Origin of the sequence: Acinetobacter baumannii (genome assembly GCF_009759685.1) — a bacterium.
Lineage (GTDB): Bacteria > Pseudomonadota > Gammaproteobacteria > Pseudomonadales > Moraxellaceae > Acinetobacter > Acinetobacter baumannii.
Genome location: NZ_CP046654.1, coordinates 1,396,200 through 1,415,535, shown reverse-complemented (window position 1 = coordinate 1,415,535; position 19,336 = coordinate 1,396,200). Strand labels below are relative to the sequence as shown.

Sequence of the window (19,336 nt, the reverse complement as noted above, 5' to 3'; positions counted from 1 at the left end):
TTCACCATGACGACCGCTACTGCTACCGCTGAAAAGACCGTGTTCAAACGTGAAACGTTGGAGCTGAAGAACATCCATGTTTACACCCAAAACGACCGCATTAACCAAGACAGTCGCGTTGGCGACCGTGCATACGACAAAGGATTAGTGAAAGACATCCTGTTCAGCCCTATGCTTTGGGCTACCCCTGAATTTTCATCTAGCTATGTCACTCAGATTCAAATTAAAGGCACACGCATTTATGATTCACTTTGCAGTTATACGGGCGTTCGCACCTATTTTTATAAGTTGGCAAACAGTGAGTTTGGGTGCATGTATCAAAAACGTCCGTATCCACAAAACGACTTTCTCTTAATTTTTGCAAACTTAACGCAAATGTTTAACGATGCAGTTTGTTACTTTGGAAACAACAGTAATAAAAACGCTTTTCAAGGTCTAAATTTTGACATCGAAAGTGGTGTTTCACGGTTCAATTTACAGCAACGCTTATTAGAGTTTTATAAGAAGTCTAAACGCCAATTGACCATCAGTGAAACAACAAGAGGGATGCTTGGTGACTCGAATCTTCGCTATAACATCTTTGTTCGCAACCAACCAAAATTGGACAAACACGGCAAGCCGTTAAAGTGCGCCAAAAAACTCATTAAGCTTTACAAAGAGCGTGGCACAGTTGCGATCTATGGCGGTGACTGCATTTCACCACTGAAGCTCGTTAAACACCAACAAATCAAGGTAGAGAGCGAAAATGGCAAGGTTTCATATACGACTGACTTCATTACGTTGTACTCAGTAGAACAAGACATGTACACCTTATATATTCCCTATTCAGTACTTGATGAAAGCTACGGAACAACTAATAAATTTTATGGTTTGCATCTCACCCAAGAAGAAGCAGAAAAAATCATCCCGAAATTATTAGAACGTACTCAAAAGTATTTAAACCATAAAAAAGGTTAATACCCTTGCGTTGATCAGCTAATTGATCAACTGCTAGTTTTATAAACGCAAACGATGTTTTTTTAATTGATTAAAATAATCTAAAACTTAATTTTGCTAATTCAGCACCCATAATTCTACTAATGCATTTCCATCAAGCCTTAATTCAAACCATATTCAATTAACAATGAATTAACACCACTACGGCGTTATTTCTTAAATGTGGTATATGGCTTTACCAATACCCTACTCGTCTATGGCTAATTGTTCCAATGTCAGTCAAAAATGAAATATATTTTATTCGCAAAGAATGAGAATCCTGTTCACAAATGGGAACGCTAAGCAGCCTTATTTTTAAAATACCGGTTCATCTAGACTAAAGTTGAGTAAGTCTGATTAATATTGAATAAAAACCTAAGTTTTTCGCCGTATGTATTAATCTTCAAGGGTTTAACTTTAATCAAGTTTTTTTTAAATAAACTAATTTAGTTGGTTTTGATCGTTATAATGGTTTTATCTCGAGGCATATTGCCTTAAACTTGGAGCCGTGTGATGTTAAAACTATCTAGTATCTTTTCTCATGAAGCTAGTATTGAATCCCTTGTTATTCAATTTGAAGCCGATTATCAAACTGCACTAAAGCAGGGATTAGATATTTACTTTGGCGTTGGCTATACAACTACTGAGGATAGTCAATCTATACAGGCGTATCTTGTGAAAGATAAGGAGATTTATAAAAAGCATTACTGGAGTTGGGAATACCCAAGAACACCACACAAAATTGAAAAAACTAAAGCTGAGCACCGCCATTGGTTAAACCTAGCTGATGTACGAAACGCTGCGCTCGAGGCGAATATTACAAATGAAGCAGATCTACAATCTGTTTTACAACGTTCATTCGCTACAATATAAAAAGGTAAACTAAATGATTAAAAAAAATGTGGATTTTGAACGTGCTTCTGATGTTCAAGCCATCGTTTACTCAGTAAAAGATGGATCTGCAGTTTTTGTCGTACCAAATGGCTTTGTGTTGCTGGAGGTTCCATTGTCACAAACTCAAGCCGAGTACTTCAAGATGTATGAGAAGTCACCTAATGTTTTTGTGTTGCACGGTAAGGCAAAATTCCATTACGTGTGTGATTGTGAAGTTGAACTGGTTGGCTTTAGTATGGAAAGATCTAAGCTAACAAATCAATTGGTCAATCCAAGCTTATTTAGCCACATTGATAAACCTGCAGTCAGTATAGATTGCATCTATGATGATATGTCTGCACCAACTATAAGCCCTGGCTTTTATTGTTAATTAGCTGGTGAAAAAAAAGCCCGAAATTCGGGCTTTTAATTTGTCTGAAGACAAGTTATTTCAACTCGCACGGCGCTTTAATTCTGATGTTATTTGCCCAAGAATAAACATCCGAACCTTTTTGTGGGAAAGGCTGACTCTTAGAATACTGCAACCAACACACCGAATTATGGGTTGGATCTAGTGCTTTACGTTTTTCACGTAATTTAATCAGGCTTTCTCTTAACGCTGCAGTATCGTATTTTGGATCAAGTGACATAAAACCTACCGCAAACAGATCCGCATAAGATTCTCGCCATAGTTGAGTTTTACCGCTACTTTCAGCCGTTACAAAGGTAGATACATCATCCATCTTTACTTTGGACCGATCAGACGGCGCAATTGAATTTAATGCTTTAAGTGGCTGGCCAAGTTCACCAGGCACATCGGTCGCACGATCTAAACAGTGAGATAACTCGTGCGCTAATATCAGCATTTCCCAATCGTTGTAGCTTACATCGGTTTTTGCTGCTTTATACATGGTGTTCATGCTGGTTTTAGACATATTCACCAGGCAATATCCTGTACTAGATCTTAATGAAGCTGGAGAAGCTTGCGGTATATCCAAGGAAGTTAAAGCCCAACTTTCGTTAAAGTCACCTAACACAAGTGGCGCGTTGTAGTTTTCCTTGGCAAACTTTTGTAGTTGATTGAAGTTGCTACCCGGTAGCATCGCAGCAATATGGTCATGGTTGAACTGTTTCTTTTCTAGCGTTTTGAAACACCATATAAAACCATATGACAGTAGAAACATTAGGAATGGAACAACAGCAACAGAGAGCATAAGTAGCATAAAGTTTTCGTCTAGTCGCTTGGTTCGGTCTTTGGTCTTAATATAAGGTGTTGCCAAGCACCAGCTGAGCACTACTGTCATCAAGATTAAAATAACAAGAAAAGTCATGGTGTAGCCAACTGGTTGAATAAACGTAAAGGCAATCCACGCAAAACAAGTTAGGACGGTTAAGGTCCACAAAATGATGTTTGTTTTCACGCCGTTGGCATCCCTAATCTATAAAAATAAATGTGGCCCATTAAACGGGCCATATTGAGTCTGTTCTCTTCATCATCGCCAATGTGGTCGATATAAATATATTAATAAACCATCAAAGCTAAAAACTTTTCTTAAAAATTTAAGATGCCTGCACACCAGGATAATCGTTGTAGTTGCCATCTATTAATTGATTGGTAGACTTACTAACAACATCATACCAAATCGGCATGCATTTCGACTTGTCACTTTGATCGATGGCCATGTATGGAAGTCCTAATTCGTTTTGAATCAATTCAGCATCCATAAATGGCTCAAGAACCTTCATAGGAATGGAAAACAAACACTCAACATACCCATTATCATGAATGACCTTCCGACTGGCTTTAGAAGCACTGTCAAAGCGCAATGCATTCCACAAGTGAGAAGCTTCATTGATGGTATGTGGTTGTTTTAGGTAATTAGGATTTTCAGACGCATAGATCGACAGTGTATTCACATCAATCATCAGCTTAAGTACACCTGAACCGACCATATGTTCAATCGGTATATACAGCATGATAGCGCCGTATCCTAAGCTTCGTTTTTTAGCATCTGGATGTTCACCAATACCACCAATAACGCTATGAATAAGAATAGGTAGAGTTGTGTTCATTTTATAAACCTTTCAATAGTTTTGCTTAATTTGGTTTTGCTGACTCATATTACTCACCATTAGATTACAGCCATTAATATTGATTAATGACTTCATCCATCACATAAATTGAGTAGTTGTACTGGTCTAAGCGATATTTGCTTTCTTCAGTATGTTCACTGGCCAATGCTTGTAGTTGAGTTTCGTTCATGGAGGAAGCATAGCGGTTACGGATTGATTTAAGCTGGCTCAATTCTAAACGTCCAGTACTCTTGGTCAGATTGCTGACAGTTGTGAATAGATCCTGATCATATTCTTGCAATTCACCATACAGCCAAGCAAGGTGTTCTGCATTGATGTATGGGTTATTTTTTTCATAGTAGTTTTTCAGTTTCAATAAACTCAAACCACATATGAACAAAGCAACCATAAGGCTAATGACAAGCCCCTCACCGAGTTTAAGTAGGTACAGGAATATAAAGATACTAATCACGCCAATGGCAATAGAGATATATCGCATGGTTTGATTTTGGAACATTTCTAACATGGCAATTACTCACTTTTTGTAATGTTGTTTTGATAAAGATGGTCTATTTGAGCGATGGCAAGTTTCATGCGTTCCGTGGTGCAAGTCAGGTCGTCATCAAAACGATGGTTGAATTCAACAATCCCCTGTTCTTCCATGTCTTGCATTTCACGCTTAGCATTACTTAAGCCTTTTTCTATACCAACCAGATTCAAGTTAAAGAAGTCTTCTAGTAACTTTTCACTCTCAATGATTTGTTTGAGCTCAGTGACATAGACTTCAGTTTTCTTTTTGCTGATTTCCGCAGCCATCGCATAACGAAAGTTGCCGTTTACAACAACAGTTTTGAGATCTGGTGAATATTCGTTGTATTCACTTGGAATTCGACTAACGGACTGGACGGCGTGACTCCAGCCATACTTCTGAAAATATTCAATTCCCGTCATGGTATATACCTACGATTGTTCTTTTTTAAGTTCAATAACAGCCAATAACGCTTTGTTTTGGCGTTCCAATTCATATTGTTTTTGGCGGTCTATATTTTGGCGATCGAAAAGTTCTCTAATCTGCTGTTTGTAGTGGTTGTCATAGTACGAATAGGCTTTACGTTCTGCTTTTCTACGTGCAAGGCGAACTTTGGGATGCCAGTTGAATTCTTTGTCGTCTGCATAACCCCTCATGAACTCAACCAGTTTGCTATCACCACGCATTTTACAAACCTTAATGAAGCCCATTTCTAAAACTGTAATTGGCGCACGGCGCGGATCTCCAAACTCCCAACGCCGTTTAATCCCAAAGCCACACATCTCTATTTGAACAGTAATCATGGTTTAACCTTTATCAAATGTTTGAGCTTCTGGATCTTCGACATTAAATCTGGACCATCACTTTCATGGTAAACAAGGTGTTCATTAACGTATGTGATAAAAGCATCCAATTCAGTTTGAATCGTTGCCAATTGATTACGTAACCACTGGCATGTGGCTTCATCTTGTTTTATCGCCGTTTCTATATGAAAGCAATAAAGTGTCATACTATGTTGTGTATAAGTGTTTTATTTTATTGATATTAAATTTAAATGATATTTATTGAAGTATCATACTATACGCAAAAACTAATCTAAGTATAATTCTATTGAAATAAAAAAAGTTTCATACCAAAATTCCAATATGCTGAAAATAATAAATATATTTTCTTTTTTTTGAAAATTGGTATGAAACTTTTTTACTAAGTATTACTGTTTATTATTTAGTATTGAACTTTATTACTCAAAAACACCAGGTACATTCGGCCTAATTTTCTTTTTTGGTGTCTGTTATCTCATTTCTCAAATTTGGAATGCTATTGAGAACTGGCAGCTATACGAAGCCCCAGCTAAATATGTACTTTTCATTTATCACTATATGGTTTATGAGCCTTTAGCATTTGGAAAAACTATAAATGACTTTTTAATTGTAAATACCCTCACCCCTTTTGATAATTTAAATTTTGTTATTAAGTGGGCCTTTGTAATTCTTTATTATTTTGGATTATTTTGTGTTTATCTGAAATATGTAAGTTTTCTTAAAAATGTGGGTTATAAAAAGTATAGATTTTTAATTCTGCTTTCCCCAGCTATTCTTTTAATGGTTTATTATTCTATTGAATGGCTATTTAGTTAAATTATTTTTTCTAAATCAGACCATTCAACTATATTTTTATTTGCCATTCTCATTTTTTAACTCCAAATTAATTAACATTATTAACTTCCCAACCATCCCATTTTCCACCACTTTCCATGATGCCTAACAAAGATTTTTCTTGGTTATTCCAATCCCATTTACCCCAATATTTTTTTATCTCACTAGGACAGCCTTTATCAATAAAAACCCCAAAACCGAAAAGCATTCCTTGAGATTGTTTTACAAAAACTTTACAGCGATCATCATTTTCGTCATAAAGTAAATGACCATTATCTATAACCAGTGCCATTAAAATTCTCCTATTACCTGTCAATCAGTAGAGCTAAAATTTTTAACTGTCTTAGCCCATTGTTCAAACAATGCGCCACCATTCACCAACCCCTTATATTCAGGCCCATCTAAATACTCATGCACTTCTCTTGTTGGAGAGCGATCCATAGCTAGGATAGCCATGCAGTCTTGAAACAGGTTCAAGTCAAGTTGACGAAAATCTGTTAAGTCAAATGGAAATCTTTGACCGTCATAGCAGCCAAGCAGAAATTTACGAACTACAAGGCTTTGCCCTGTATCAGATTTTGCCACTTCAACTAATCGTTTTAGGATCGGTACACCCTTTGCTTGGGCATCTTGTTTAAACGATTCTTCCTGGTTCAATCGCTGGAACAATTTGCCTTTCATTGCGTCTAGGTCTTGCTGTGTTGGTTGAAATAGTTTAGGGCCAGTCATATAAATTATCCTTTTGGAGTTATTAATTTTACGATATTGATAAGACTAAAAAACCCTCTTTATTGAACAATGCGACAGGGCATGTCGCATAATTTAATTTTAGTTATATCGTGCTATATAATTATACTTTTAAAAACTCTATCAATAAACTATACCTAAATGAAAATCCTATTTAATGATAGATTTCTCTATCATTTAAGTATTTATAATAGCTAAATGATTCATTTATCATAGAACTTATGTTATTAATGCTTAATGATAGAGTTTGACGCAAATAAAAACGGATCTTTTCAGATCCGTTGATTCTATACGGAAAGATACAGAGACGTGAGAATCCTCAGTATTCTCCACACAAAGCCAAAAGTCAAGTTTTGCGTATTTTTTTACGCAATAAATATACACATAGAGGAACACTGTTAAATGGTAACTAGAATTTATGTTAGAGCTAGTACAAAAGATCAAGATGCAGAACGTGCTTTACAAATGCTAAAAGACTTTACCACTGGCGAATTTTCAACCTACATCGAGAATTATACTGGAACAAAATTAAATCGGCCCATCCTGAATAAATTACTAGAAGAATCTAATCAGGGGGATATTCTGCTTGTTGAATCTGTAGATCGGCTTTCAAGATTAAGCCAGGACGATTTTTCCATACTCAAGGAAAAGATTAAATCAAAAGGTCTCAAGTTAATTATTCATGATCTACCAACCACACATATCAATAATGAGACCAGCGATAAAATGACAAGCGAAATATTAAATGTCATTAATTCAATGCTTATCGACTTACTAGCAACAATGGCCCGACTAGACAATGAAAAAAGGAAAGAGCGAATTAAGCAAGGCTTAGAACGAGCTGGCCATAAACCAACAGGGAAAAAACCTAATCTCAAAAAACATGAACGGATTAAAGTGCTACTGGCTCAAGGAGCTATGACCAAAGAAGAAATTGCATTAGCTGTAGGCGTAGGAGAAGCAACCGTATATCGAGTACAAAAACAATTAAACCCAAGTGTGCAAGAGCAATAAAGTACACTCATACACCAAAATTAACGTTTAATTTCTTTAGATTTAGATAACTCTTTATTTTGCATATTTTCTACCTTTGCAGTATTAGTATCAGCCTTATGCGTAATTGAAACCACTTCATTAACTTTAGGTGTTTGATCAAAACTTTTCTTTTCATGGACTACAAAGTGTTTACTGTAATCCCCTAACCTTTGGGCAACAAGATTTTCTGTTTCAGCAACTATACGCCCCTCATATCTTCCAGGACTTGCTTTGTGTACCTGGGCGTTAGGCGCTAAATCAAGTGCTGTTTTTTTTAATGTTTTTTTCTCATCAATAACATTATCTTGTTTTATTTGTAAGGAATGCACAATTTTAGTCATTACATCCTTTAGCAACTGAATATCCTTTAGCATTCTAATCTGATCCGAGCCATGAAAAAGTGTTTGATCACTCAAAGCTCGTTTACACGCATAGTTCCACTCACGCTTTTCCACCTGGTCAAAATTGACCTGATACCCAGCTTCATTCGCCAACTGCTTCATCATCAACTTAGTTGCCCGACCATTCCCCTCCTCAAAAGGGTGAATCTCATTTATGTTGGCGTATAAGTTTGTAAATTTATCAATGAATTGTTCTTTATTCAGCCCTTTTAATGAATTGCTATCTTTAATTTCTTTTGTGAAGTCTTCAAAAGAAAAATGAATATCTTTAGCCTTTAAGAAGTACCCGACTTCCTTTTTCCCCTCTGGTGAGGGTATTGCTTTATAAATATCAAAGTGTCTTTGTTTCCCAGCAAAATCTTGAATCCCATCAAATAACTTATGATGTATTTGCGACAAATGATTAAAATCGTAATTTCCCTTGATTGGGTTAATTTCAAGGGCCTCAGTACGGTTTTTGGTAATTAGATATTCTAGTTGAGTATTGCTATCAGCCTGTTCTCTCGATGTAACAGGTTCATTTAATATTTCTTTTACTTTTGCGTAAAATTCTTGTCGTTCTTGATCTGAATACTCGCTCACTTTCCTCTCCTAATAAAAAAATCAGCATAATCGCTGACTTTTTTAATCATTCTTTCTACTTGGAAGCATTAAGTCTTTTCCATTCCGCCATTAATGCAGCATCTTCCTGTTCAAAGGTTGTTTCGCCATTCAAAATACGTTGCTGTCTTGCCTGATCCGCAGCCTGGCAAGCATCAATAACTTCCTGGGAAAATTCGTGATCTACGATACCTTTAGCACTTCGGAAAGCTTCTTCTAACTTAACTGCACTATTCATAGACAAACATCCTCTTGGTTATACCGATATTATACTTGATTTTTCATTTTTCGTATCCGAAAATTTGTATGTAATTGTAAAGTGTTATTGTAAATAATTTAACTCATTTAATATACTTACAAACACACTGGAATTATGGAAATATCCATAAATAAGGCATAATTAACGCAATTTCAAAGCAGTAGTTTAATATGAACAGCATTAGAGAAGAATTTGCAGTCACGTCCCTGGCAATGGACTTGACCAAAGATTTAATAGCCACTGGTTGCTACTCCGAAAACAAGATCCACTTTTGGAATGTAAGCAACCAAACAAAAATCAAAACAATTCGCTTCGATAAAGCATTTAACCCTATTAATTCAATACTTTTCTTTAAGAACAATATTGCTTTCATTGCCAATTCAGCTGCAAATGCGGTAATCCTGCACGGTGAAAATTTCAACGAAATACAAAAGCTAAATCGTAAAGAAAACCCACTCTATTGTAAACAAGACATTTTTATCTTTTATATTCAATGGCTTATTTTCCTGCTAATTGGTAATACCATGAAAAATACCATGCTCAGAAAAGGCTTAACAATATTTTGAAAAATTGCCTACTGAGCGCTGCCGCACAGCTCCATAGGCCGCTTTCCTGGCTTTGCTTCCAGATGTATGCTCTTCTGCTCCTGCAGCTAATGGATCACCGCAAACAGGTTACTCGCCTGGGGATTCCCTTTCGACCCGAGCATCCGTATGAGACTCATGCTCGATTATTATTATTATAGAAGCCCCCATGAATAAATCGCTCATCATTTTCGGCATCGTCAACATAACCTCGGACAGTTTCTCCGATGGAGGCCGGTATCTGGCGCCAGACGCAGCCATTGCGCAGGCGCGTAAGCTGATGGCCGAGGGGGCAGATGTGATCGACCTCGGTCCGGCATCCAGCAATCCCGACGCCGCGCCTGTTTCGTCCGACACAGAAATCGCGCGTATCGCGCCGGTGCTGGACGCGCTCAAGGCAGATGGCATTCCCGTCTCGCTCGACAGTTATCAACCCGCGACGCAAGCCTATGCCTTGTCGCGTGGTGTGGCCTATCTCAATGATATTCGCGGTTTTCCAGACGCTGCGTTCTATCCGCAATTGGCGAAATCATCTGCCAAACTCGTCGTTATGCATTCGGTGCAAGACGGGCAGGCAGATCGGCGCGAGGCACCCGCTGGCGACATCATGGATCACATTGCGGCGTTCTTTGACGCGCGCATCGCGGCGCTGACGGGTGCCGGTATCAAACGCAACCGCCTTGTCCTTGATCCCGGCATGGGGTTTTTTCTGGGGGCTGCTCCCGAAACCTCGCTCTCGGTGCTGGCGCGGTTCGATGAATTGCGGCTGCGCTTCGATTTGCCGGTGCTTCTGTCTGTTTCGCGCAAATCCTTTCTGCGCGCGCTCACAGGCCGTGGTCCGGGGGATGTCGGGGCCGCGACACTCGCTGCAGAGCTTGCCGCCGCCGCAGGTGGAGCTGACTTCATCCGCACACACGAGCCGCGCCCCTTGCGCGACGGGCTGGCGGTATTGGCGGCGCTGAAAGAAACCGCAAGAATTCGTTAACTGCACATTCGGGATATTTCTCTATATTCGCGGTTCAGCAGGCATGTCCCCTTTGAGGGCGACCCGACGACAGGATAATCGACCTTATGGTGCGCAAATATTTCGGCACAGACGGTATTCGTGGCAAAGCCAACGAAGGCGCGATGACGGCGGAAACCGCCTTGCGCGTCGGCATGGCGGCTGGCCGTGTCTTTCGTCGCGGTGACCACCGCCATCGTGTCGTGATCGGCAAGGATACGCGCCTGTCGGGCTATATGCTTGAACCCGCGCTCACAGCCGGTTTCACCTCGATGGGCATGGACGTATTCCTTTTTGGCCCGCTGCCGACAACGTATAGGAAGAATAAACGCCCTTTTCACCCAAGTCCAACAGCTTTGGACCGCAGTTGACTCTTTCGACACCCCTGCGATGCAACCCAATCCGGCTGACGGGGAGCCAGCAACGCTGAAAATTTACCCTCCTCTTTCCCACTAGCGGCTCCTTTTCCGACAACCAGCACGGCGGATCCCTGCCGCGGCGCTGTGAACGCAGCATTTTGATTGGTATCGTTGGCCTTCAGGCTCGTCAGTCAAACAGACCCAGGAGCAGCTCAGCCGGTGGCGCCCGGCTTTCGGGTAACGCCCTGGTCCCGCTGGTTTCGGCTTTGTGCTTCAGGTGATCAAGGATCTGCTTGATCACTATAGGGTCTTCAATGCAGGCGATGACTTTCATGGCGCCGCCGCAGCCGCTGCAGGTCTCGATGTCGATATTGAAAACACGCTTGAGCCGTTGCGCCCATGTCATCGACGCTCGCCGTTGTGCTGGTGTTGCCGGTTCATCAGCCACCCTGACCTTGTTGCCCCTGCCCCGTTTTGCCGGCGTGACCAACGCCCGGTGCCGACTGTTGGGTGCGAACACCCCGTGGAAGCGGGTTAGGTTGACTCTGGGCTTCGGTACCAGGGCGGCCAGCCTTGCAATGAAATCCAATGGTTCGAAAATGACGTGCGTGGTGCCGTCCCGGTACGGCGTCTTGAGCTGGTAGCGCACGTTGCCGCCTCGTGTTAACGACAGCCGCTTCTCGGATACCGCCGGGCGGCTGATGTACCGGCACAGCCGTTCGAGCTTCTTGCGTTCATCGGCCCTGGCCGCCACGCCGGCGTGCAGGCTGGACCCGGCTACCTTGCCAATCCCGTCACCGAACGGATCACCACTGGTCGGCAGAGTTTGCAAAGTGAACACCTTTCGCCCCGCCTGTGAACCGACAGCGATACGGTAAGTGATCGAGTGCCCCAGCAGGGGTGTCATCGGGTCGTCATCCACCGCATCCGAGGCCAGATAGCTGTTTTCGACATCCCGTTCCAGCAGGCCTTGCCGTTCCAGATAGCGACCCACCCGGTGGGCGATGGTGTGCGTCAGCTGGGTGAGCTCTGGGCTGGTCGGCGCCTTGACCCAGCGGAAACGCGCTGAGCCGTGGGATTGCTCGACATACACACCGTCGAGAAACAGCATGTGGAAGTGAACATTCAGATTGAGCGCCGATCCAAAACGCTGGATCAGGGTGACCGCGCCCGTCTTGGCCACTTGGTGGGTATGGCCCGCTTTCTTGACCAGGTGCGTGGCAATGACGCGGTAAACGATGCCCAGCACCCACCCCATGATCTCGGGCCGGCTGGCAAACAGGAAACGCAGCTGAAACGGGAAGCTCAACACCCACTGACGCATGGGTTGTTCAGGCAGTACTTCATCAACCAGCAAGGCGGCACTTTCGGCCATCCGCCGCGCCCCACAGCTCGGGCAGAAACCGCGACGCTTACAGCTGAAAGCGACCAGGTGCTCGGCGTGGCAAGACTCGCAGCGAACCCGTAGAAAGCCATGCTCCAGCCGCCCGCATTGGAGAAATTCTTCAAATTCCCGTTGCACATAGCCCGGCAATTCCTTTCCCTGCTCTGCCATAAGCGCAGCGAATGCCGGGTAATACTCGTCAACGATCTGATAGAGAAGGGTTTGCTCGGGTCGGTGGCTCTGGTAACGACCAGTATCCCGATCCCGGCTGGCCGTCCTGGCCGCCACATGAGGCATGTTCCGCGTCCTTGCAATACTGTGTTTACATACAGTCTATCGCTTAGCGGAAAGTTCTTTTACCCTCAGCCGAAATGCCTGCCGTTGCTAGACATTGCCAGCCAGTGCCCGTCACTCCCACTCGATTGTAAACAAGCACACAAAACCCTTTAGTGACAACAATTTGCAAGAACTATCAGGCTCAGTGCCATGAAAAATACCATGACCAGATCATGAGGTTGAACACGGCTTGCGCCGGCAGCGTTCACGCTCCTGGTCGGCGATCTCGCCCGGCTGCAATGCTAGCTCAGCATCGGTCATGCGCTCCAGCACGTCGCGTAGGCGGATGGTGCAAGGAATGGGCGGCAGCTCGAACTCATAGCCGCCGGCGATCATTTCGGCCGCAATCTCCTCGGTGATGAAAAACGGCTCGTCGTCTTGGTTCGGCTTCTTCATGCCCTTTCCTCCTGGCGCTCATCCTGGCCGACAGCGGCCAGGGCATCGGCTTCCGTCAATGCGTCCTCCACGAACGCGCCGTGCTGCTTCGCTTCGGCCTGGCTGACCTCGGCCCATATCCGTTTCACCTGGGCCGCACTGTACCCGGCCAGCTCGGCGGTCTTGTTGATGCTGTAGCCGGACTTGCGCAGCGCGACAACTTGGGCGCGGCGCTTCGGATCAGCACGGCGGCCCTTGTACCGCCCGGCCTGGCGGGCCAACTCAATGCCTTGGCGCTGGCGTTCGCGCCTGTCCTCGTAGTCGTCGCGGGCCATCTGCAAGGCCAGGCGAAAAAGCATGATCTGCACGGCTTCCAGCACGATCTTGGCGACGCCCTGGGCCTCGGCCGCCAGGTCGGATAGATCGACCACGCCAGGGACGGCCAGGCGTGCGCCTTTGGCCTGTATCGAGGCCACCAGGCGCTCGGCCTCGGGCAAAGGTAGGCGGCTGATGCGGTCGATCTTCTCGGCAATGACCACCTCGCCGGGCTGTAGGTCGCCGATCATGCGCAGCAGCTCAGGCCGGTCGGCGCGTGCGCCGGATGCCTTCTCACGGTAGATGCCGGCGACGTAGTAGCCGGCGGCCTTCGCGGCCGTAGTGATCGCCTCTTGGCGTTCCAAGTCCTGCGCGTCGGTGCTGACGCGCAGATAGACCCGCGCCACCATCGGCGCGGCTACTGGCTTCGTCCTGCGCATACTTGCGGGCTCCTTTGGGCATACTCAAATGCACCCATCTTAAACTGGCAGGCCAATTTATCACATATCGATCTAAATGCGCCTAGCTCATTTTTACAGCTTAAATGAGCTATTGAGCACACTCCATATTTCGACTATTATTGAAACATGGAAACGATAAATGCTGTAGCCGCCCTGGCGGCCATCGCTCAAGAATCGCGCCTCGCGGTGTTCCGGCTTCTCGTCCAGGCCGGCCCCGCCGGCATGGCCGCCGGAAAAATCAGCGAAGCGGCCGGCATCCCGCCGTCTTCGCTATCCTTCCACCTGAAAGAGCTGGCACACGCCGGCATGGTCACGTCGCGGCAAGAAGGCCGATTTGTGATCTACGAGGCGAACTTTTCGACGGCCACTAACCTGGTGGCCTTTCTCACGGAAAACTGCTGCGGCGGCCAGGTGTGCAACCTGTCTTGCACCACGGAAGCCGGGAAGGTGTTGGCATGAGACTTCGCCATCTTTCCGACCCCGATTCTTTGCCCGCTTTGGACAAATCCTTTGCCATCGAGCGCCCGGCGCTCGGGCTGGCACCCGACGCCCCGCCGGTGCGTATCCTGCTGCTGTATGGCTCGCTGCGCGCCCGCTCGTTCTCACGGCTGGCCGTCGAGGAAGCGGCCCGGCTGCTGCAATTCTTTGGCGCAGAAACACGCATCTTCGACCCGTCCGATTTGCCGTTGCCCGATCAAGTGCAAAGCGACGATCACCCGGCCGTCAAGGAGCTGCGCGCCCTGTCCGAGTGGTCAGAGGGACAAGTCTGGTGCAGCCCGGAACGCCACGGTCAGATTACCAGTGTCATGAAGGCGCAGATTGACCATCTGCCGCTTGAAATGGCCGGCATCCGGCCGACCCAAGGCCGCACCCTGGCCGTGATGCAGGTATCCGGCGGCTCGCAGAGCTTCAACGCCGTGAACACCTTGCGTCTGCTCGGCCGCTGGATGCGAATGTTCACCATTCCGAACCAGTCGAGTATCGCCAAAGCGTTCCAAGAGTTCGACGCGGCGGGCCGCATGAAGCCCTCGCCGTACTACGACCGAATAGCCGATGTGATGGAAGAACTGGTGCGCTTCACGGCGCTGGTACGGCCGCACCGTGAAGCACTGACAGACCGCTATTCCGAACGGAAAGCGGCCGGCCACGTCATCGACGAGGCCACCGATCTTTCATCCATCGCCATTGCTCCCCAGCCACTACCAGAAAGCGAAACATCATGACCGAAAGAATCTATAACGTCCTCATCCTCTGCACCGGCAATTCGGCGCGCAGCATCATGGCCGAAGCTCTCATCAACACGATGGGGCAAGGGCGCTTCCGCGCCTACAGCGCCGGCAGTCACCCAACCGGCAAGGTCAATCCCTTCGCCGTCGAAAAGGTGGAGTCGGTGAATTACCCGACCGAGAATCTGCGCAGCAAGAGCTGGGACGAGTACGCCACGCCCGACGCACCGAAGATGGACTTCATCATCACCGTCTGCGACAACGCCGCCGGCGAAATGTGTCCGGTGTGGCCTGGTCAGCCGATCTCGGCGCATTGGGGATTTGAAGACCCGGCCGCCGTCGAAGGCACTGACGCCGAGAAGCGCCGGGCCTTCGAACAAACCTTCCGGCACATGATGAACCGCGTCCGCCTGTTCGTGAATCTGCCTCTCAAAATGCTTGACCAGACGGCCATCAAGCGCGAGCTGGCGAACATCGGCAAGACCGAGCAGGAAGCATGAGCGCCGGCGCACAGGCCATCGCCGCGAAGCCGCGCCAGGCCCCGATGAGCGGCTTCGAGCGTTACCTGACGCTGTGGGTGGCCCTGTGCATCGTCGCCGGTGTTGCGCTCGGCCAGGGCCTTCCTGACGTGTTCCAGGCCATAGGCCGCATGGAAGTGGCCCAGGTCAATTTGCCGGTGGGCCTGCTGATTTGGGTAATGATCGTCCCGATGCTGGTCAAGATCGACTTCGGGGCGCTGCACCAGGTCAAAGAGCATTGGCGCGGCATCGGCGTCACGCTGTTCGTGAATTGGGCCGTCAAGCCATTCTCGATGGCCCTGCTGGGGTGGCTGTTCATCCGACAAGTGTTCGCTCCGTTCCTGCCGGCCGATCAACTGGACAGCTACATCGCGGGCTTGATCTTGCTGGCCGCCGCGCCCTGCACGGCAATGGTGTTCGTGTGGAGCCGCCTTACCAACGGCGACCCGCTTTTCACGCTCTCGCAAGTGGCTCTGAACGACGCCATCATGATCGTGGCCTTCGCGCCCATCGTCGGCCTGCTGCTGGGCATGTCCTCGATCTCGGTGCCTTGGGACACGCTGCTGATTTCGGTCGTGCTCTACATCATCGTGCCGGTGATCCTGGCGCAGCTCTTGCGGCGGCATCTGCTCAAGCAAGGACAGGCCGCCTTTGAACGGGCCATGCAGAAGATCGGGCCGTGGTCGATGGCCGCGCTGCTGCTGACGTTGGTTCTACTGTTCGCCTTCCAGGGCGAGGCCATCATCCGGCAGCCGTTAGTGATCGCCATGCTAGCCGTGCCGATCTTGATTCAAGTGTTCTTCAATTCCGGGTTAGCCTACTGGCTGAACAAGCGGGCGGGGGAAAAGCACTCTGTCGCCTGTCCTTCGGCCCTGATCGGTGCCAGCAACTTCTTCGAGCTGGCCGTGGCGGCCGCCATCAGCTTGTTCGGTCTGCACTCCGGCGCTGCATTGGCAACCGTGGTCGGCGTCCTGGTCGAAGTGCCGGTGATGCTGCTGGTCGTGCGCGTGGTGAATCGCTCGAAGAGCTGGTACGAACGAGGTTGAACATGAGTAGGAAAAAACTGAGGAAATGATTGCAGATTGCCGCGCCGGCCGCTTCCTGGCGCATTCGATCACTGACCTGGAACACCTAGTATCCATGCTTGCTGAGGTCGCCCGATGACAGACCCAAAGAACCTAGAGAACAGGCTGCATGAGAAGGCCGACCCGGCCCGCGCCGTTTCCACTGGTCGGGTGCGCTACACACTGGCCGAACTACTGGCCGACGCGGAAGCATCCGGGGCTTACCCGCTGCCGCCGGAGGAACGCGAATGGATGGATGCGCCGTCTGTGGGTCGGGAATGGCCAAACAGTGAAGATTGAAAAAGGCGGCCAGTTCGAGTGGCCGCCCTTTCGTCATTAGCTGCACGCTTGGCGCAAGGCGTTCATTGCTTCTTGAAAATCAGCCTGTGTCGCCCGGCCCGTTTCAGCTTGGTAGTACACCACCATAAAAGCATTAGCGACGGCTTCGGCCAATGGCCCAAGGCTCCGCGCTTCCGCTTGGTTGATGTACTCCAAAGAAGAAAGAATAGCCGCTGCTTGATGCACTGCTTGCCCTGGTTCGATAATATGTTGTGTTGTCATAATTCACCTCTCCAGTAGGTGTTGATTGAAAGTGCCGGGCTGGTTGTGGCCAGCCCGGTGCGCCTACAGGTACAGCCCCGCCGCCTCCGCGAATGCTGACCGCTCATTCCTGCCGCCATTAACCTCAATACTTATCGGCTTAGTTTCGCTCTCTCTCATAGGGTCTGGCCGTGATACAAAAGCGGCTGTTTCTGTCTCTGCATCGACCTCGGTCGATTGATCACCCAGCGGCGAAATAAATACCTGGCTGACTTCTTCCCTTGGCGCTTCATCCAGGGCCGCCAATGCGGCCATGTATGTTGATGTCGTCATCGTGCTAACTCCTGACTTCGTTACTATCTGGGCCAGAATCGGCGCCCAAGCTATTGCCCTCGAACTGGCCAGATTGGCTTGCTTCTTTCGGCTCCATGCTTTCGCGTATCGAAGCAGCCAGTTTTCCGCCTGTGGTTTCGCTCACTCGCTCCTGGAATCCCTGCTTCACTTGAGAGCCGACACCCTTGGCTAACTCGGAGGCCGTGCCTGTGGCCAGCTTCGCGGCCTTGGCAAAGCCGCCACCGCTTGAGCTACTGCCGCTGTCACCAAAGCCAGCCGCTTGGGCGAATGGGCTACTGCCAGCAGTACCCGCTTCACCACCACCGTTTCCGCCACTGCTGACAACTGACCCCATGCTGGACATGTCACCGCCGGTTTCCATACTCGCTGATGCTTTCTGAAAAGCCGCTTGGAGTGCACTTGCACCTCCGGCTGCACCGGCTGCGGCACCCATAACCGCTTTACCTGCCAGGGCAGCGCCGCCAGTTGCCATACTGGCCGCCGTCACCGCCGCCCCAACTGCCGCACCCGCACCGAAGTTTCCAATTCCACCGGCTGCGCCAATACCACCACCAGACACAAGACCAGAAATCATCGGCGGAACTTTGTTGACCAAGAAAAGCAAGATGACCGATATAACCAACATCACGGCCAGTTCCTGGGATGCCATGTTCTCGCTGATTTGCGTGTAGTAGTGATTGATGAACTCTTTGCCAATCGCAACCAGAAGCACCATTGCCATAAGCTGTGCGGCCAGGCCCAGCACGGTCTTGTAGTAATTGATCGCCATGTCGGAAGTCCAACGACTTCCACCAAAGCCAAGGAAGAACACACCGGCATACAACAGAATCCAGGCTGATGCGAGCAACAGCAACAGGTTGACCGCAATCAACGCCAGGACAAACAAAACAGCCAGGGCCATTAGCTCCATGACCAGAGCAGTTGCCATCTGCCGCCATCCCAGCTCCGAGGTGGCCTGTACTGTGCGGTTGTATAACTCGAAACCAAGATCAAGGATGCTGGAGGGCCCAAGATTGCTATTGGAAAGTCCCCCCGCCTGCGCGCCCAGAGTTTGCAATGACTGAACAATCGTACCGGCGATATTCATGCCCTGGTTCGCATTCGTCAGCAACCACCAGAAAAAGCCGGTGAAGATCGTGAAGCGAACGAACTCCGCGAAGAACTCGCCAATGTCGGCCTTGCGCAAAGCCATCATGCCGAATGTCCAGACCATCGAAATCACAACCAGCGTCCAGAACAAACGCGATGCAGCGGACTCAATAGCTGGCCCCCATGTTGCGGCAGCATCATGAAAACGCTTGAGCACATCATTCATAACACCGCTGCTACTTAGCTCCTGCGCCATTGCAGGTTCAGCCAGCACCATTGTGGCGACCATCATCAAGCCACCTAGAGCAATTTTCTTTCTCATGGCGACCACCTCAATAATCATCTTTAGGGCTGGGCTTGAACTCCCACTGACGCATCTGCTTGGCCTTCTGGAATGCTCTGCATTCCTCGGTAAAGGCCTCTCGGTTCGCTTCGCTGCGCATTTCATTCAGTGCTGCCTGGAACGCATCGGGGGCACACGTCGCCGCATTTGGTTCGGGCATCCTTTCCTGTTCACATCCAGCCAACAACAGCAACGTAGCCGCGGTAGTAAAAAAGATTTTTTTCATCTCACCGCCTCC

The 19,336-nt window shown here is 47.6% G+C and carries 28 protein-coding genes; 12 read left to right on the top strand and 16 right to left on the bottom strand.

Features of this window, described 5'->3' with window-relative positions:
- Positions 1 to 6: 6 nt before the first annotated feature.
- The 3 genes from GO593_RS06760 (at position 7) to GO593_RS06750 (ending at position 2,239) form a co-directional block, all read left to right on the top strand.
- On the top strand, positions 7 to 957 hold the full coding sequence (locus tag GO593_RS06760) for a hypothetical protein (protein WP_000205465.1): 951 nt from the start codon (positions 7 to 9) through the stop codon (positions 955 to 957).
- A 531-nt stretch (positions 958 to 1,488) separates the two neighbouring features.
- Positions 1,489 to 1,848, top strand: coding sequence for a hypothetical protein (locus tag GO593_RS06755; RefSeq protein ID WP_000916257.1), 360 nt, complete (start codon positions 1,489 to 1,491; stop codon positions 1,846 to 1,848).
- A gap of 13 nt (positions 1,849 to 1,861) precedes the next feature.
- Entirely contained in the window at positions 1,862 to 2,239 is a 378-nt protein-coding gene (locus GO593_RS06750) for a hypothetical protein (protein WP_000592534.1), read from the top strand.
- Between the two features lie 55 nt (positions 2,240 to 2,294).
- Here GO593_RS06750 and GO593_RS06745 read toward each other — a convergent pair whose 3' ends face one another.
- From GO593_RS06745 to GO593_RS06710, 7 genes are all read right to left on the bottom strand, one after another.
- Positions 2,295 to 3,269 carry a hypothetical protein gene (locus GO593_RS06745; protein WP_000856068.1) on the bottom strand — a complete coding sequence of 325 codons (975 nt, stop codon included), beginning with the start codon at positions 3,267 to 3,269 and terminating at the stop codon, positions 2,295 to 2,297.
- A gap of 139 nt (positions 3,270 to 3,408) precedes the next feature.
- Positions 3,409 to 3,921 (bottom strand): hypothetical protein, encoded by a 513-nt coding sequence (locus GO593_RS06740; RefSeq protein WP_001098394.1) that lies wholly within the window; start codon positions 3,919 to 3,921, stop codon positions 3,409 to 3,411.
- A 73-nt stretch (positions 3,922 to 3,994) separates the two neighbouring features.
- On the bottom strand, positions 3,995 to 4,447 hold the full coding sequence (locus GO593_RS06735) for a hypothetical protein (RefSeq protein WP_000891992.1): 453 nt from the start codon (positions 4,445 to 4,447) through the stop codon (positions 3,995 to 3,997).
- 5 nt (positions 4,448 to 4,452) lie between these two features.
- Positions 4,453 to 4,872 carry a hypothetical protein gene (locus GO593_RS06730; RefSeq protein ID WP_000145713.1) on the bottom strand — a complete coding sequence of 140 codons (420 nt, stop codon included), beginning with the start codon at positions 4,870 to 4,872 and terminating at the stop codon, positions 4,453 to 4,455.
- Between the two features lie 9 nt (positions 4,873 to 4,881).
- Positions 4,882 to 5,253 carry a hypothetical protein gene (locus GO593_RS06725; protein ID WP_000633833.1) on the bottom strand — a complete coding sequence of 124 codons (372 nt, stop codon included), beginning with the start codon at positions 5,251 to 5,253 and terminating at the stop codon, positions 4,882 to 4,884.
- 901 nt (positions 5,254 to 6,154) lie between these two features.
- Positions 6,155 to 6,397: a hypothetical protein gene (locus tag GO593_RS06715; protein ID WP_001229660.1), complete on the bottom strand. Its 243-nt coding sequence runs from the start codon at positions 6,395 to 6,397 to the stop codon at positions 6,155 to 6,157.
- 20 nt (positions 6,398 to 6,417) lie between these two features.
- Positions 6,418 to 6,834 (bottom strand): DUF7673 family protein, encoded by a 417-nt coding sequence (locus GO593_RS06710; RefSeq protein ID WP_000147519.1) that lies wholly within the window; start codon positions 6,832 to 6,834, stop codon positions 6,418 to 6,420.
- A 420-nt stretch (positions 6,835 to 7,254) separates the two neighbouring features.
- Between GO593_RS06710 and GO593_RS06705 the strand changes: the two genes are divergently transcribed.
- Positions 7,255 to 7,866, top strand: a complete 612-nt coding sequence (locus tag GO593_RS06705; protein WP_000258666.1) for a recombinase family protein — start codon at positions 7,255 to 7,257, stop codon at positions 7,864 to 7,866.
- A 20-nt stretch (positions 7,867 to 7,886) separates the two neighbouring features.
- Here GO593_RS06705 and GO593_RS06700 read toward each other — a convergent pair whose 3' ends face one another.
- The gene (locus GO593_RS06700; protein ID WP_000006272.1) at positions 7,887 to 8,870 is read right to left on the bottom strand and encodes a Fic/DOC family protein; all 984 of its coding nucleotides are present in this window, start codon (positions 8,868 to 8,870) and stop codon (positions 7,887 to 7,889) included.
- A 55-nt stretch (positions 8,871 to 8,925) separates the two neighbouring features.
- Positions 8,926 to 9,126 carry a hypothetical protein gene (locus GO593_RS06695; RefSeq protein WP_001083416.1) on the bottom strand — a complete coding sequence of 67 codons (201 nt, stop codon included), beginning with the start codon at positions 9,124 to 9,126 and terminating at the stop codon, positions 8,926 to 8,928.
- A gap of 191 nt (positions 9,127 to 9,317) precedes the next feature.
- On the opposite strand from GO593_RS06695, the gene GO593_RS06690 reads away from it, so the two are divergent.
- The 3 genes from GO593_RS06690 to GO593_RS06675 all read left to right on the top strand — a co-directional run bounded on the left by GO593_RS06690 (position 9,318) and on the right by GO593_RS06675 (position 11,105).
- Positions 9,318 to 9,713 carry a WD40 repeat domain-containing protein gene (locus GO593_RS06690; RefSeq protein ID WP_001084814.1) on the top strand — a complete coding sequence of 132 codons (396 nt, stop codon included), beginning with the start codon at positions 9,318 to 9,320 and terminating at the stop codon, positions 9,711 to 9,713.
- Positions 9,714 to 9,900: 187 nt separating this feature from the next.
- A complete protein-coding gene (sul2, locus tag GO593_RS06680) occupies positions 9,901 to 10,716 on the top strand; it encodes a sulfonamide-resistant dihydropteroate synthase Sul2 (RefSeq protein ID WP_001043260.1) in 816 nt (271 codons plus the stop codon).
- A gap of 86 nt (positions 10,717 to 10,802) precedes the next feature.
- Positions 10,803 to 11,105: a phosphoglucosamine mutase gene (locus GO593_RS06675; protein ID WP_000251875.1), complete on the top strand. Its 303-nt coding sequence runs from the start codon at positions 10,803 to 10,805 to the stop codon at positions 11,103 to 11,105.
- A gap of 175 nt (positions 11,106 to 11,280) precedes the next feature.
- Here the strand turns inward: GO593_RS06675 and GO593_RS06665 are convergent, their stop codons facing one another.
- The 3 genes from GO593_RS06665 to GO593_RS06655 form a co-directional block, all read right to left on the bottom strand.
- Positions 11,281 to 12,774: an IS91-like element ISCR2 family transposase gene (locus tag GO593_RS06665; protein WP_001120888.1), complete on the bottom strand. Its 1,494-nt coding sequence runs from the start codon at positions 12,772 to 12,774 to the stop codon at positions 11,281 to 11,283.
- Between the two features lie 210 nt (positions 12,775 to 12,984).
- The gene (locus GO593_RS06660; RefSeq protein WP_000743213.1) at positions 12,985 to 13,209 is read right to left on the bottom strand and encodes a hypothetical protein; all 225 of its coding nucleotides are present in this window, start codon (positions 13,207 to 13,209) and stop codon (positions 12,985 to 12,987) included.
- Entirely contained in the window at positions 13,206 to 13,943 is a 738-nt protein-coding gene (locus GO593_RS06655) for a recombinase family protein (protein WP_001366550.1), read from the bottom strand. Before GO593_RS06655 ends, GO593_RS06660 begins: the two co-directional genes overlap by 4 nt.
- A 147-nt stretch (positions 13,944 to 14,090) precedes the next feature.
- Between GO593_RS06655 and GO593_RS06650 the strand changes: the two genes are divergently transcribed.
- The 5 genes from GO593_RS06650 (at position 14,091) to GO593_RS06630 (ending at position 17,072) form a co-directional block, all read left to right on the top strand.
- A complete protein-coding gene (locus GO593_RS06650; RefSeq protein ID WP_000447876.1) occupies positions 14,091 to 14,423 on the top strand; it encodes an ArsR/SmtB family transcription factor in 333 nt (110 codons plus the stop codon).
- Complete coding sequence (gene arsH / locus GO593_RS06645) at positions 14,420 to 15,187, top strand: arsenical resistance protein ArsH (RefSeq protein ID WP_001239389.1); 768 nt, start codon at positions 14,420 to 14,422, stop codon at positions 15,185 to 15,187. The genes GO593_RS06650 and arsH overlap by 4 nt, the downstream gene beginning before the upstream one ends.
- Positions 15,184 to 15,690 (top strand): arsenate reductase ArsC, encoded by a 507-nt coding sequence (locus tag GO593_RS06640; RefSeq protein WP_000140066.1) that lies wholly within the window; start codon positions 15,184 to 15,186, stop codon positions 15,688 to 15,690. The genes arsH and GO593_RS06640 overlap by 4 nt, the downstream gene beginning before the upstream one ends.
- Complete coding sequence (gene arsB, locus GO593_RS06635; RefSeq protein ID WP_001272375.1) at positions 15,687 to 16,754, top strand: ACR3 family arsenite efflux transporter; 1,068 nt, start codon at positions 15,687 to 15,689, stop codon at positions 16,752 to 16,754. Before GO593_RS06640 ends, arsB begins: the two co-directional genes overlap by 4 nt.
- A gap of 114 nt (positions 16,755 to 16,868) precedes the next feature.
- Complete coding sequence (locus tag GO593_RS06630; RefSeq protein WP_000131871.1) at positions 16,869 to 17,072, top strand: hypothetical protein; 204 nt, start codon at positions 16,869 to 16,871, stop codon at positions 17,070 to 17,072.
- Positions 17,073 to 17,108: 36 nt separating this feature from the next.
- On the opposite strand, the gene GO593_RS06625 is transcribed toward GO593_RS06630, so the two are convergent.
- The 4 genes from GO593_RS06625 to trbK form a co-directional block, all read right to left on the bottom strand.
- Positions 17,109 to 17,333, bottom strand: coding sequence for a type I toxin-antitoxin system ptaRNA1 family toxin (locus GO593_RS06625; RefSeq protein ID WP_000211355.1), 225 nt, complete (start codon positions 17,331 to 17,333; stop codon positions 17,109 to 17,111).
- 63 nt (positions 17,334 to 17,396) lie between these two features.
- Positions 17,397 to 17,645 (bottom strand): hypothetical protein, encoded by a 249-nt coding sequence (locus tag GO593_RS06620; protein ID WP_000213809.1) that lies wholly within the window; start codon positions 17,643 to 17,645, stop codon positions 17,397 to 17,399.
- A 4-nt stretch (positions 17,646 to 17,649) separates the two neighbouring features.
- Positions 17,650 to 19,077 (bottom strand): P-type conjugative transfer protein TrbL, encoded by a 1,428-nt coding sequence (gene trbL / locus GO593_RS06615; RefSeq protein WP_001405816.1) that lies wholly within the window; start codon positions 19,075 to 19,077, stop codon positions 17,650 to 17,652.
- 10 nt (positions 19,078 to 19,087) lie between these two features.
- The gene (trbK, locus tag GO593_RS06610) at positions 19,088 to 19,324 is read right to left on the bottom strand and encodes an entry exclusion lipoprotein TrbK (protein ID WP_000718002.1); all 237 of its coding nucleotides are present in this window, start codon (positions 19,322 to 19,324) and stop codon (positions 19,088 to 19,090) included.
- Positions 19,325 to 19,336: the final 12 nt, after the last annotated feature.

Coding starts and splice junctions, on each gene's coding strand:
- GO593_RS06760 (WP_000205465.1), top strand. CDS start 7: ATGACGACCGCTACTGCTACCGCTGAAAAGACCGTGTTCAAACGTGAA.
- GO593_RS06755 (WP_000916257.1), top strand. CDS start 1,489: ATGTTAAAACTATCTAGTATCTTTTCTCATGAAGCTAGTATTGAATCC.
- GO593_RS06750 (WP_000592534.1), top strand. CDS start 1,862: ATGATTAAAAAAAATGTGGATTTTGAACGTGCTTCTGATGTTCAAGCC.
- GO593_RS06740 (WP_001098394.1), bottom strand. CDS start 3,921: ATGAACACAACTCTACCTATTCTTATTCATAGCGTTATTGGTGGTATT.
- GO593_RS06735 (WP_000891992.1), bottom strand. CDS start 4,447: ATGTTAGAAATGTTCCAAAATCAAACCATGCGATATATCTCTATTGCC.
- GO593_RS06730 (WP_000145713.1), bottom strand. CDS start 4,872: ATGACGGGAATTGAATATTTTCAGAAGTATGGCTGGAGTCACGCCGTC.
- GO593_RS06725 (WP_000633833.1), bottom strand. CDS start 5,253: ATGATTACTGTTCAAATAGAGATGTGTGGCTTTGGGATTAAACGGCGT.
- GO593_RS06715 (WP_001229660.1), bottom strand. CDS start 6,397: ATGGCACTGGTTATAGATAATGGTCATTTACTTTATGACGAAAATGAT.
- GO593_RS06710 (WP_000147519.1), bottom strand. CDS start 6,834: ATGACTGGCCCTAAACTATTTCAACCAACACAGCAAGACCTAGACGCA.
- GO593_RS06705 (WP_000258666.1), top strand. CDS start 7,255: ATGGTAACTAGAATTTATGTTAGAGCTAGTACAAAAGATCAAGATGCA.
- GO593_RS06695 (WP_001083416.1), bottom strand. CDS start 9,126: ATGAATAGTGCAGTTAAGTTAGAAGAAGCTTTCCGAAGTGCTAAAGGT.
- GO593_RS06690 (WP_001084814.1), top strand. CDS start 9,318: ATGAACAGCATTAGAGAAGAATTTGCAGTCACGTCCCTGGCAATGGAC.
- sul2 (WP_001043260.1), top strand. CDS start 9,901: ATGAATAAATCGCTCATCATTTTCGGCATCGTCAACATAACCTCGGAC.
- GO593_RS06675 (WP_000251875.1), top strand. CDS start 10,803: ATGGTGCGCAAATATTTCGGCACAGACGGTATTCGTGGCAAAGCCAAC.
- GO593_RS06665 (WP_001120888.1), bottom strand. CDS start 12,774: ATGCCTCATGTGGCGGCCAGGACGGCCAGCCGGGATCGGGATACTGGT.
- GO593_RS06660 (WP_000743213.1), bottom strand. CDS start 13,209: ATGAAGAAGCCGAACCAAGACGACGAGCCGTTTTTCATCACCGAGGAG.
- GO593_RS06655 (WP_001366550.1), bottom strand. CDS start 13,943: ATGCGCAGGACGAAGCCAGTAGCCGCGCCGATGGTGGCGCGGGTCTAT.
- GO593_RS06650 (WP_000447876.1), top strand. CDS start 14,091: ATGGAAACGATAAATGCTGTAGCCGCCCTGGCGGCCATCGCTCAAGAA.
- arsH (WP_001239389.1), top strand. CDS start 14,420: ATGAGACTTCGCCATCTTTCCGACCCCGATTCTTTGCCCGCTTTGGAC.
- GO593_RS06640 (WP_000140066.1), top strand. CDS start 15,184: ATGACCGAAAGAATCTATAACGTCCTCATCCTCTGCACCGGCAATTCG.
- arsB (WP_001272375.1), top strand. CDS start 15,687: ATGAGCGCCGGCGCACAGGCCATCGCCGCGAAGCCGCGCCAGGCCCCG.
- GO593_RS06630 (WP_000131871.1), top strand. CDS start 16,869: ATGACAGACCCAAAGAACCTAGAGAACAGGCTGCATGAGAAGGCCGAC.
- GO593_RS06625 (WP_000211355.1), bottom strand. CDS start 17,333: ATGACAACACAACATATTATCGAACCAGGGCAAGCAGTGCATCAAGCA.
- GO593_RS06620 (WP_000213809.1), bottom strand. CDS start 17,645: ATGACGACATCAACATACATGGCCGCATTGGCGGCCCTGGATGAAGCG.
- trbL (WP_001405816.1), bottom strand. CDS start 19,077: ATGAGAAAGAAAATTGCTCTAGGTGGCTTGATGATGGTCGCCACAATG.
- trbK (WP_000718002.1), bottom strand. CDS start 19,324: ATGAAAAAAATCTTTTTTACTACCGCGGCTACGTTGCTGTTGTTGGCT.